Consider the following 11,586-nt stretch of genomic DNA (forward strand, 5'->3'; position numbering starts at 1 on the left):
TCGAAGGCCGCCTTGAGCGCGACCTGGCCGCGCTCAAGGCGGCCTTCGAGCGCACCCCGTACGCCCGGCGCACGCCGTACCGCGTGGAGGCGCCCTTCCATCTCACTCTCGCGGGCCGTGTGATCCGAGGCCGTATCGACGCCGTCTACCGCCATCCCCGCACCGACCCGGCGACCGGCTCGGAGACGTACACGTACGAGATCGTGGACTGGAAGACCGGCCGGGCCCGTACCGCCGACCCTCTCCAGCTCGCCGTCTACCGGCTCGCCTGGGCCGAGCAGCACCGCCTCCCGCTGACGGACGTGACGGCCGCGTTCCTCTACGTACGGACCGGCGAGGTCGTACGTCCCGAGCGCCTGCCCGGCCGCCCCGAGCTGGAACGCGTCCTGACCGCGGATCCGCCGGGCCCGGCCGATCCGTCCGATCACACAGGGCACGCGCCGGACGGCGGAGGGCGTGACACAGGACGTTCGTACGACGACGCCGACATGCCCACGGACGGAGGATCCCAGGAACCGGCAGACGAGACCGCTCCCGGAGCCCGTTAGGCTCGACATCATGAGCGACACCCCGGACAGCGTCGTCCGTACGTACATCCGCACTCATCGTGCGGCCTTCCTCGACGACCTCGCCGACTGGCTGCGCATTCCGTCCGTATCGGCACAGCCCGACCACGACGCCGATGTACGGCGCAGCGCCGACTGGCTCGCCGAGAAGCTCAAGGAGACCGGCTTCCCGGTCGCCGAGATCTGGGACACCCCGGGCGCGCCCGCAGTCTTCGCCGAGTGGCCCTCCGCCGACGCGGACGCTCCCACCGTGCTGGTCTACGGCCACCACGACGTCCAGCCGGCCGCCCGCGAGGACGGCTGGCACACGGATCCCTTCGAGCCGGTCGTACGGGACGGCCGGATGTACGGGCGCGGTGCCGCCGACGACAAGGGCCAGGTGTTCTTCCACACCCTCGGGGTACGGGCGCATCTCGCCGCCACCGGCCGCACCACTCCCGCCGTCCATCTCAAGCTCCTCGTCGAGGGCGAGGAGGAGTCGGGCTCTCCGCACTTCCGCGCCCTGGCCGAGCGGCACGCGGACCGGCTGGCCGCCGACGCGGTGATCGTCTCCGACACCGGTATGTGGTCCGAGTCCACCCCGACGGTCTGCACCGGCATGCGTGGCCTGGCCGACTGCGAGATCGAGCTGTACGGCCCCGACCAGGACATCCACTCCGGTTCCTTCGGCGGCGCCGTCCCGAATCCCGCCACCGTCGCCGCCCGCCTGGTCGCCGCCCTGCACGACGAGCACGAACGGGTCACCGTTCCAGGCTTCTACGACGGTGTCGCCGAGCTCGACGAGACCGAGCGCGCGCTCCTCGCGGAGCTGCCCTTCTCCGAGGAGGAGTGGCTCCGTACGGCCCGGTCCCACGGCACCCTCGGGGAAGCCGGTTACTCCACCCTGGAGCGCCTCTGGGCCCGTCCGACCGCCGAGGTCAACGGCATAGCGGGCGGCTACCAGGGCCCCGGCGGCAAGACGATCATCCCGTCCTCCGCCCAGCTCAAGCTGTCGTTCCGGCTGGTCGCGGGCCAGGATCCGGAGCGGGTCGAGCACTCCGTACGCGACTGGATCGAGGCCCGTGTCCCGGCCGGGATCCGGCACAGGATCAGCTTCGGCGCGGCCACCCGGCCCTGTCTGACCCCGCTGGACCATCCCGCGCTCCAGTCGGTCGTACGGTCGATGGGCCGCGCTTTCGGCCGGCCGGTCCGCTTCACCCGTGAGGGCGGCTCGGGACCGGCCGCTGACCTCCAGGACGTGCTCGGCGCACCCGTCCTCTTCCTGGGCATCTCCGTACCGTCCGACGGCTGGCACGCGCCGAACGAGAAGGTCGAACTGGACCTGCTGCTCAAGGGCGTGGAAACGACGGCCTACCTCTGGGGCGACCTTGCCACCGCGCTGCGCTGACGGCGCCGCGTCCCGCGCCGAGCGCGCCGCCGAAGACTTCGCCGCACACTCCGCTGATCAGAAACCCAATCCACCCGGGGGAGTTGGAAGTACCTGTGAGCACCATCAGCAGTGACGACACCGCACACCGACCCATCGGCCTGACCGCCCCCAGCGGTATCGACCGCGCGGCGCACCACCGGCTCGACGAGGCCTGGCTGGCGGCGGCGTGGAGCCATCCGACGACCCGGGTCTTCGTGGTGTCGGGCGGCCAGGTGCTGATCGACGACACCCCGGACGGCCGTACCGAACTGGTGATGATCCCGTCCTTCGAGGCGCCCGTCACCGAGGCCCACCGCTACTTCCTCGGCACGGACGCGGACGGTGTCCGCTATTTCGCGCTCCAGAAGGACTCGCTCCCGGGCCGGATCGACCAGTCGGCGCGGGCCGCCGGGCTGCGCGAGGCCGGCACACTGCTCTCCGCCCGTGACGCGGGCCTGATGGTGCACGCCGTGGCGCTGGAGAACTGGCAGCGGCTGCACCGCTTCTGCTCCCGTTGCGGCGAGCGCACCGTGATCGCGGCTGCCGGGCACATCCGCCGCTGCCCGGCCTGCGGCGCCGAACACTATCCGCGGACCGATCCCGCCGTGATCATGCTGGTCACCGACGAGGAGGACCGCGCGCTCCTGGGCCGTCAGGTGCACTGGCCCGAAGGGCGATTCTCCACGCTGGCCGGGTTCGTGGAGCCGGGCGAGTCGATCGAGCAGTCGGTGGTCCGTGAGGTCTTCGAGGAGGCGGGCGTCACGGTCGGCGAGGTCGAGTACATCGCCAGCCAGCCGTGGCCGTTCCCGTCGAGCCTGATGCTGGGCTTCATGGCGCGGGCCACCTCGTCGGAGATCACGGTGGACGGCGAGGAGATCGAGGAGGCGCGCTGGTTCTCCCGGGAGGACCTGCGGGCCGCGATCGAATCGGGCGAGATCCTCCCGCCGGCCGGCATCTCGATCGCCGCGCGCCTGGTGGAGCTGTGGTACGGCAAGCCCTTGCCGAAGCCGGCCAACTAGGCCCTGCCCGCGTACCGCACCCCGGGACGACCGAGCCGTACGACGAGGCGCGGCACGACGGCACGACGACCGAACCGTTCCTGGACCGGGCCGTACACGGACCGAGCCCCCGCCGGAATCGCTCCGGCGGGGGCTCGGTCGATGAAGCGCACACGGCGCCGCGCGCTCAGACGCCGATCTTCTGCTTGACCTGGGCCAGCGAGGGATTGGTCAGCGTCGATCCGTCGGAGAACAGCACGGTCGGCACCGTCTGGTTGCCGCCGTTCGCCTTCTCGACGAAGGCCGCCGACTCCGGGTCCTGCTCGATGTTGATCTCGTTGTACGCGATGCCTTCGCGGTCCATCTGGCCCTTGAGCCGACGGCAGTATCCGCACCATGTGGTGCTGTACATCGTCACAGTGCCCGGCATGTCTCTCGCGCTCCTCTGTCTCGGTCCCGCCGAAATGCGTCGTCCGCATCCTGTCGAACGTACGCGGCCCGGCCGCCATTCCCGTACGGAGGTGGTACGGGCCGCCACGTGGTACGGGGTTCCGGAGGCGGGGTCGCGGGTGTGTTCGTACGACCGACGCGGCTCCCCTGTGGACAACCGCCGCACCCGTCCCGGGGGACCTGGCAGCATGGCGGGGTGACAGCAGCAACGCACTCCCCACTCTTCCCGCGCGAATCCGAGGTCGGCCAGATCATGGCTCCGCCGCGCGACGCCGACGCGGTGCTCGACGGGCTCGACCCCGAGCAGCGCGAGGTGGCGACGGCCCTGCACGGCCCGGTGTGTGTGCTGGCCGGGGCCGGCACGGGCAAGACACGCGCCATCACCCACCGCATCGCCTATGGCGTGCGCGCGGGCATACTCCAGCCCGCCAGTGTGCTGGCCGTCACCTTCACCAACCGGGCGGCGGGCGAGATGCGCGGACGGCTGCGCCAGCTCGGCGCGGGCGGTGTCCAGGCGCGTACGTTCCACTCGGCGGCGCTGCGCCAGCTCCAGTTCTTCTGGCCCAAGGCGGTCGGCGGGGAGCTGCCGCGGCTGCTCGACCGCAAGGTCCAGCTCGTCGCCGAGTCCGCGGCCCGCTGCCGGATCCGGCTCGACCGCAATGAACTGCGGGACGTCACCAGTGAGATCGAGTGGGCGAAGGTCACCCAGACCGTCCCGGCCGACTATCCCGCCACCGTCGCCAAGTCCGTCCGCGAGGCCCCGCGCGACCCCGCCGAGATCGGCCAGATCTACGGGACATACGAACAGCTCAAGCGCGACCGCTCGGTGATCGACTTCGAGGACGTCCTGCTGCTCACGGTCGGCATCCTCCAGGACCGGCACGACATCGCCGACCAGATCCGTCGGCAGTACCAGCACTTCGTGGTCGACGAGTACCAGGACGTCAGCCCGCTCCAGCAGCGGCTGCTCGATCTCTGGCTGGGGGACCGGGAGAGCCTCTGCGTCGTGGGCGACGCCAGCCAGACGATCTACTCCTTCACCGGCGCGACCCCCGACCATCTGCTGAACTTCCGCACCCGCCACCCGGGAGCCACCGTGGTGAAGCTGGTCCGGGACTACCGCTCCACACCCCAGGTTGTCCATCTCGCCAACGGCCTGCTGAACCAGGCGCGAGGCCGGGCCGCCGAGCACCGGCTCGAACTGGTCTCGCAGCGCGACCCGGGCCCCGAGCCGCTCTGCACGGAGTACGCGGACGAGCCCACCGAGGCCGAGGGCACCGCACGCAGGATCCGCGATCTGATCGCCGCGGGCGTCCCGGCCGGTGAGATCGCCGTGCTCTACCGGATCAACGCCCAGTCGGAGGTCTATGAACAGGCCCTGGCCGACGCGGGCGTGCCCTATCAGCTCCGCGGCGCCGAGCGGTTCTTCGAGCGCCAGGAGGTGAGGGAGGCGGGCGCTGCGCTGCGGGGCGCGGCCCGCTTCGGGGGCAACGACTCCCTGCTCGACGATGTGGTCGAACTGCCCGCGCAGGTGCGGGCGGTGCTCTCCACAAAGGGCTGGACCACCGAGCCTCCCGCGGGCTCCGGCGCGGTCCGTGACCGCTGGGAGTCCCTGGCCGCGCTGGTCCGTCTCGCCGAGGACTTCGTCCGTGCCAGGCCGGGTGCGACGCTCGCCGATCTGGTGGCCGAGCTGGACGAGCGCGCCGCCGCACAGCACGCGCCCACGGTGCAGGGCGTCACACTCGCCTCGCTGCACGCGGCGAAGGGCCTGGAGTGGGACGCGGTGTTCCTGGTCGGGCTCGCCGAGGGCATGATGCCGATCACCTACGCCAAGACCGACGAGCAGGTCGAGGAGGAGCGCCGGCTCCTCTATGTCGGGGTCACCCGGGCACGGTCGCATCTGTGTCTTTCCTGGGCGCTCTCCCGCTCTCCGGGCGGCCGGGCCTCCCGTCGCCCCACCCGCTTTCTGAACGGACTGCGTCCGGGCTCCACGGCCCCCGGAGCGCGGAGCGCGGCGGCGGGCTCGGGAGGCTCCCCGGAGCACGGCGGCGCCGCCGTGCGGCGCAAGCGGCGTGGTCCGGTGCTCTGCCGGGTCTGCGGCAAAACGCTCACCGACGCGGGTGAGATGAAGCTGACGCGCTGTGAGGACTGCCCGTCCGACATGGACGAGGCGCTCTACGAGCGACTGCGTGACTGGCGCGCGGAGCAGGCGAAGCGGCTGGGCCAGCCGGCCTATTGCGTGTTCACCGACAAGACGCTGATGGCGATCGCCGAGACCGTGCCGGACGGCGCGCGCGAGCTGGCCGCGATCGCCGGTGTCGGCGTCCGCAAGCTGGACCGCTTCGGGGCCGATGTTCTCGCCATCTGCGCTGGTGAGGAGGGTGTGGGAGACACCGCGGACGACTGAGGCGAACTCGTGGAAAAAATAGTTTGCGCCCGCCCTGGGAATCCCCATAGGTTCTTAACCACGGGAACGGCGGGCTTCTCCGAAGCCCTGTCCCCGTGCTCTACTTGTCCAAAGCACTTGTTCGCTGACAGTGCTTGTCCATGTTACGTGCGACTGGCTCAGGCCGGTCCTTGAGACGCCGAGAGGAGGCGATTCCAGTGATCAGCATCATCCACAGCAGCGGCTTTGTCGGCTTCAGCAAAATGACCGATCGCCCGGTCGTCTCCACCTGCTCGCTCGGCTTCTCCGGTTCCGAACTCATTGGCAGTGGCCTGTCCGGCGTCTCCGCCGTCCGGCCCGCCGCTCTGTCGGGTCTTCCCGTCGGGGTGCGCAATGAGCGACCGACCAAGGCACTGGAAGCAGGAGTAGCAGCGGCAGCGGCCAAGGCCTATGCCTTTGCGGCGACCGGTGCCGAAACGAAGCAGCAGACGCAGCACCACTTGATGTGGGCCTTCCGTGGGCTCGAACCCTGGAGTGATCCAGTCTGATCCATGATCGGACCGGCGCCTCAGGGCCGCGGAACCCCACCAGGGATCCGCGGCCCTTCTGTTTGTCCCGAACGGGAGACAGAACCGAAGGCGCCTCGGAACTAGCACTACTCGGTACCAGCCGACACCCGGCCAAACAGGCCCGGACCGACCAGACGAGGAACCAAACCCGTGCAACTCGAAGCGCACGCCCCGTCCGTACCGCCTTCCGAAACGATCTCCCCGCCCGTCTCCACGGAGGACTCCACCTTGACTCCGCTCACCGCGCTGACCGCGCTCGACGACGCCATCGAGAGCCTCGGCGTACCCGTTCCCTGCCGTGCCTACGACCCGGAGGTCTTCTTCGCCGAGTCCCCGGCCGATGTCGAGTACGCCAAGGCACTCTGCCGCACCTGCCCGCTGGTCGAGGCCTGCCTCGCCGGCGCCAAGGAGCGGCGTGAGCCGTGGGGCGTGTGGGGTGGCGAACTCTTCGTCCAGGGCGTGGTCGTGGCCCGCAAGCGTCCGCGTGGCCGTCCGCGCAAGAACCCGGTCACGGCATGAACGCCACCGGAACCATCGACCGTCCCTTCACGCACGATCCCCAGAAGCAGGCTCCGATGACCTCTTCCCTGAGCGAGCCGTCCGGCTCCGCGACCCCGGCAGTCACCACGATGGGCGCGAACGACTCGCGTCAGAACAGGACCCGTGAAATGCAACTCATCCCAGAAGCCATGGCACGCGCGCATATGAGCCAGCGCCTGCGCGAAGCCGACGCGGAACGCCAGGCAGCGCGCCTGGTCGCCGCCCGGCGGTTGCAGCGCCGCGCCGAGCGCGCGTCGCTGCGCGCCCGCCGCGCGCTGGCCATGGCCGTCATGCAGTAGCGGCCGGCCTGTCTGGCCGCGTGCCACCGCTGTCACTGAACGGGGGCCGGTCCCGAGGACCGGCCCCCTACCGCTTTCCCGGCCACGGCCGACGCCGTCCGCCGGACAGATCCGCCGGACAGGGCCTAGCCGTCGACCGCCTCCGGTTCGGCCTCCGCCGCCGTGCCCTGCTGCTCCGGTATGAACGGCTCCGCCGCGAATCCGGGCAGCCAGGCCTCCAGTTCGTCCCTCAGCCGTACCGTCGCGTTGAGCTGGCAGAGCACACCGATGGTGCTCAGCGTGACCCGGTGTATCAGCAGATACGACGGCGGGAGATTCAACTGCTTGCCCAACTGATGCGCGGGGGAGCGCGGATCGGCTATCCGGGCGGCCTGGTCGCGCATCCAGCTCCGGGTGAAGGTGAACTCGTCGACCGCCGCCGGTTCGATGATCGGCAGCAGATAGTCCAGCACCGCGTCCGGGTCGAGATCGATGGACTCCTTGACGAATCCCTCCTCGCGCAGCAGGTCGTACACCGCCTCGGCGTCGTCGTCCAGCGTCAGCCGCAGGGCCTCACCGATGGTCCCGGGCAGCCCGCCCGGCAGCCGGTCCACCGTGCCGAAGTCCAGCACCCCGAGCCGCAGCTCTCCGTCCGGACCGTCTTCACCGCCGTCGCCGTCCGCGCCCTCCTCGTCGGAGGCCGCCGGAGGAAGCAGCCGGAAGTTGCCCGGATGCGGATCGGCGTGCAGCAGACCGGTGCGCGCCGGGCCCGAGAAGAGGAACCTGGCCAGAAGCTGCCCCGCCCGGTCGCGCTGCTCGGGCGTCCCGTCGGAGATCACCTCCGACAGCGGTATTCCGTCGATCCACTCCGTCACCAGCACCTGCTCGCCCTGGTGCACCACCTCGGGCACCACCACATCCGGATCGCCCGCGAACTCCGCCGCGTGCTCGCGCTGTGACTCGGCCTCCAGGGCGTAGTCCAGCTCTTCGGAGACCCGGTCGCGCAACTCGGTGATCAGCGGCTTGATGTCCATCCCCGGGATCAGCGGCCCCAGCAGTCTGGCGAACCGGCTGAGCTGTGCGAGATCGGAGAGCAGCGCCTCACCGGCACCCGGATACTGCACCTTGACCGCGACCCGGCGTCCGTCGTGCCAGACCGCCCGGTGCACCTGGCCGATGGACGCGGCGGCCGAGGGCTTGTCCTCGAACTCCAGGAACAGCTCGCGCCACTCCTCGCCGAGCCGCTCCGCCAGCACCGCGTGGACCGTACGGACCGGCATGGGCGGCGCCGCTTCCTGGAGCTTGGTGAGCGCCGCCCGGTAGGGCCCGGCGATCTCCTCGGGCAGCGCCGACTCGAAGACGGACAGCGCCTGCCCGAACTTCATCGCACCGCCCTTCAGCTCGCCGAGCACCTTGAAGAGCTGGTCCGCCGTGCGCTGCTGCAACTCCCTGGCGACGATCTCCGCGGACTTCCCGCCGATCCGCTTGCCGAGGCCCCAGGTGGCCCGGCCCGCGAAGCCCAGTGGCAGCGTGGCCAGCTTCGCGGTCCGGGTGACCGCCTTCCGGGGAAGATCAGACATGAAGCCCCTCCAAGTCCCAGACAGCCGTGCCGCCTGTGCCGGATACCTCGCCATTGTGTCGTGCGACGCCCTCGTCTTCGCCAGGCACACCCTTCTGCGGCCTGTCGGCCGCACCACAGAGGCACTCCGGATGCGGCTCGGTCCGCTCCGCCCGCCATTCGAGGAGCGGAAGCGATGTCTCCCATCGTGCACCCGCGCTGGCGGGAAGCTCACCGTCCAGGAACGACAGCGCGTGAGCCGCCGCCAGTCCCGCCACCGTGGTGGCCAGTCCCAGGTCACAGGCCGGCACGGCGGCCGTCCGGCGGCCCGAGCGCCACTGCGCCAGCATCCTGGGCCATCCCGGATCACGCTCGGCCCGCACCCGCGCCACACAGCCCGCGCAGGCCGTGCCACCGGGCAGCACCAGCGGTCCGACCACACCTGTGGCCTCGATCACCCCCGTATAGAGATGAGGAGTGCCCGTGGCGATCCAGGGCTCCGCCGCCGTCCGATCGGGTGCGTAGGCGGCGAGCCCGTCCCGAGGCGCCACGATCACCAGGGAGAGGCCCGGCTCGCCCTCCCCGCAGGACTCCCCGCGCTCCGCCGCACCCGGCGCCCGTCCCGGCGCGGACCGCCGGACCAGCTGCCGAGCCGCCGTGTCCCGGCGCTCACCCACACTGTGGGCGGGCAGCCCGGCGGGCGACACGTCCCATTCCTGTACGAACCCGCCGTCCAGCACATCGACCCGGCCCACCCCGGAGGCCGCGAGCACCGCCGCGACGGCCGCGCCCACCCGCCCCGCGCCGCGCACCTGGACCCGCATCGCCCGCCGTGCCGCCAGCCCCCGCGCCCCCGCGCCGGGCTCCCGGTGCAGAACGGAGAGGGACGCGAGATCGGGCCGCACCCGGTCGAAGACGCCCGTCCGCTTCCGTAAGTCCTCCGCCGCCCGTCCGCCCGCGTCCGGATCGTCGAGCACTCCCGCCGCGGTCAGCCGCTTGACCAGCGAATCGGCGAGCCCGTCGGGCAGCCCCATCGCCCGCGCCTCCTCCCGCAGCAGCGGCAGCCCGCGTGTCCCGTCGAGCAGCTCCAGAAAGCTGCCCGTGGCCGTGTCGACGGGACCCACCAGCACCGCGTGCGCGGGTGTGACCCCGAACTGCACGGTCTGCCGCTCCCGCCACGCACGCCGCAGCGCGGGTTTCACCATCGGATGCATTTCGGCCTCGCTCTCGATTTCCGCACGTCGATCTTCTTCGGATCGCTCGCTCCGATCCGGTTCTCAGAATGCAAGGCGGCACGCGACGCTGCCGAAAGTTATCCACAGCCATCGGCGTTAATCGTTCAAAATTCCCCGGGCCGGAAAGTGGATCAAGATCGAACCGTCCCGGAGGCGGGACTTCCCCCATACGCAGCGGGTAACGTCGGGGCGTGTCCGCCGATTCTTCCCCTCGCCCGGCGGGGGAGCCCACCCGCCGCCCGCCACGCGGCTCGGGGACGAGCGCTGTGGAGGTCCGCAGAAGCGCCCGTCGCAGCAGAACCGTCTCGGCGTACCGCGAGGGCGACCGGACCATCGTGCTCATTCCCGCCCGGATGTCGGAGGCGGAGGAGCGCCGCTGGGTCACGGTGATGCTCGACAAACTGGCCGCGCAGGAGAGCCGGCGCGTCCTCGGCGACAGCGAGCTGACCGAGCGGGCCGAGCAGCTGTCCGCCCAGTACTTCAACGGCAGCGCCAGACCCACCTCCGTGCGCTGGGTGACCAACCAGAACACCCGCTGGGGGTCCTGCACCCCGGCCGAAGGCAGCATCCGTCTGTCGCACCGGTTGCAGGGCATGCCGGAGTACGTCGTCGACTATGTCCTCGTCCATGAGCTGGCCCATCTCCTCGTACCGGGCCACGGTCCGCGGTTCTGGCGGCTGCTGGAGGCCTATCCGCGCACCGAGCGCGCGCGTGGCTATCTCGAAGGGGTCGTCGCCGCCGACCGGCTGCCGCATCTGCCCGTCACCCGCGGGGAATGACGCAGCGGCGCCCCTGCCGATCGTGTACCGATTGATCGTGTACCGACTCCGTACCGGCTTGGCTCAATGTCGGACATAGCCGTTAGCCTGGCGCGACGCAGTCACATTCGGGATGGGGGACGGTCGTTACGCATGGCCAGGGAATTCCAGCGCGGCCACAAGGCCAAGATCAGTGATCTCACGCCGGGGACGGATCTGTACGTAGGTGTGCAGATCGCCGCTCCCGGGCTGACCTTCGACATCAGCTGCTTCGGTCTCGACGCCAATGAACAGCTCTCGGACGACCGTTACTTCATCTTCTTCAACCAGCCCAAGTCGCCTGAGGAATCAATCCAGTTGCTGGGCGCCCAGGCCGGTGACACCGAGTCCTTCAGGGTGACGCTGGAGCGTATCCCGGCGCAGATCCACAAACTCTCGTTCACCGCCACCGTCGACGGCGCGGGCCAGATGTCCCAGGTCGGCCCCGGATATATCCGGCTGGTCGCGGGCGGTGAGGAAGTCGTCCGATACGCCTTCGACGGCTCGGAGTTCACCACCGAGCGCGCCGTGATGCTCGGCGACTTCTATCTCAAGGACGTATGGCGGTTCGCCGCCGTCGGCCAGGGCTTCGACGGCGGGCTCGACGCGCTCCTGAAGAACTTCGGCGGCGAGGTCGCCGAGGAGGAGCCCGCGCCGCCGCAGCCGCCGGCCGGTGGACAGGTGCCGGGCTTCGCGCCGCCCACGCAGAGCATGCCCGCACCGGCGTTCGGCGCTCCGCCCGCCCCGCAGGCGCCTCAGGTCCCGCAGGCACCTCAGGCTCCGCAGCCCCCGCCCTCGTTC

At 70.7% G+C, this 11,586-nt stretch carries 12 protein-coding genes; 9 read left to right on the forward strand and 3 right to left on the reverse strand.

Annotated features, from left to right (window positions below; genetic code table 11):
* The 3 genes from BFF77_RS22965 to nudC all read left to right on the forward strand — a co-directional run.
* The coding region (locus tag BFF77_RS22965; RefSeq protein WP_141698499.1) for a PD-(D/E)XK nuclease family protein at positions 1-548 on the forward strand (548 nt) is incomplete at its 5' end.
* 10 nt (positions 549-558) lie between these two features.
* On the forward strand, positions 559-1,953 hold the full coding sequence (locus tag BFF77_RS22970; protein WP_066952936.1) for a dipeptidase: 1,395 nt from the start codon (positions 559-561) through the stop codon (positions 1,951-1,953).
* A 104-nt stretch (positions 1,954-2,057) separates the two neighbouring features.
* On the forward strand, positions 2,058-2,993 hold the full coding sequence (nudC, locus tag BFF77_RS22975; RefSeq protein ID WP_425424420.1) for an NAD(+) diphosphatase: 936 nt from the start codon (positions 2,058-2,060) through the stop codon (positions 2,991-2,993).
* 166 nt (positions 2,994-3,159) lie between these two features.
* On the opposite strand, the gene BFF77_RS22980 is transcribed toward nudC, so the two are convergent.
* On the reverse strand, positions 3,160-3,402 hold the full coding sequence (locus BFF77_RS22980) for a mycoredoxin (protein WP_066952940.1): 243 nt from the start codon (positions 3,400-3,402) through the stop codon (positions 3,160-3,162).
* Between the two features lie 216 nt (positions 3,403-3,618).
* Between BFF77_RS22980 and BFF77_RS22985 the strand changes: the two genes are divergently transcribed.
* The 4 genes from BFF77_RS22985 to BFF77_RS23000 all read left to right on the forward strand — a co-directional run bounded on the left by BFF77_RS22985 (position 3,619) and on the right by BFF77_RS23000 (position 7,216).
* Positions 3,619-5,829: an ATP-dependent DNA helicase UvrD2 gene (locus BFF77_RS22985; protein WP_079125402.1), complete on the forward strand. Its 2,211-nt coding sequence runs from the start codon at positions 3,619-3,621 to the stop codon at positions 5,827-5,829.
* A gap of 197 nt (positions 5,830-6,026) precedes the next feature.
* On the forward strand, positions 6,027-6,356 hold the full coding sequence (locus tag BFF77_RS35805; protein WP_066952942.1) for a hypothetical protein: 330 nt from the start codon (positions 6,027-6,029) through the stop codon (positions 6,354-6,356).
* A gap of 171 nt (positions 6,357-6,527) precedes the next feature.
* On the forward strand, positions 6,528-6,896 hold the full coding sequence (locus tag BFF77_RS22995) for a WhiB family transcriptional regulator (RefSeq protein WP_066952944.1): 369 nt from the start codon (positions 6,528-6,530) through the stop codon (positions 6,894-6,896).
* A complete protein-coding gene (locus BFF77_RS23000) occupies positions 6,893-7,216 on the forward strand; it encodes a hypothetical protein (protein ID WP_066952946.1) in 324 nt (107 codons plus the stop codon). The genes BFF77_RS22995 and BFF77_RS23000 overlap by 4 nt, the downstream gene beginning before the upstream one ends.
* Positions 7,217-7,341: 125 nt before the next feature.
* On the opposite strand, the gene BFF77_RS23005 is transcribed toward BFF77_RS23000, so the two are convergent.
* Together BFF77_RS23005 and BFF77_RS23010 are read right to left on the reverse strand one after the other, a co-directional pair.
* A complete protein-coding gene (locus BFF77_RS23005; protein ID WP_066952948.1) occupies positions 7,342-8,775 on the reverse strand; it encodes an ABC1 kinase family protein in 1,434 nt (477 codons plus the stop codon).
* Entirely contained in the window at positions 8,768-9,967 is a 1,200-nt protein-coding gene (locus BFF77_RS23010) for a ThiF family adenylyltransferase (protein WP_066952950.1), read from the reverse strand. The genes BFF77_RS23005 and BFF77_RS23010 overlap by 8 nt, the downstream gene beginning before the upstream one ends.
* A 212-nt stretch (positions 9,968-10,179) precedes the next feature.
* Here BFF77_RS23010 and BFF77_RS23015 point away from each other — a divergent pair, with 212 nt between their 5' ends.
* Positions 10,180-10,767 (forward strand): M48 metallopeptidase family protein, encoded by a 588-nt coding sequence (locus BFF77_RS23015; protein ID WP_066952952.1) that lies wholly within the window; start codon positions 10,180-10,182, stop codon positions 10,765-10,767.
* A 132-nt stretch (positions 10,768-10,899) separates the two neighbouring features.
* The coding region (locus BFF77_RS23020; protein WP_141698500.1) for a TerD family protein at positions 10,900-11,586 on the forward strand (687 nt) is incomplete at its 3' end.

The organism is Streptomyces lushanensis, assembly GCF_001700515.1.
Classification (GTDB): domain Bacteria; phylum Actinomycetota; class Actinomycetes; order Streptomycetales; family Streptomycetaceae; genus Streptomyces; species Streptomyces lushanensis.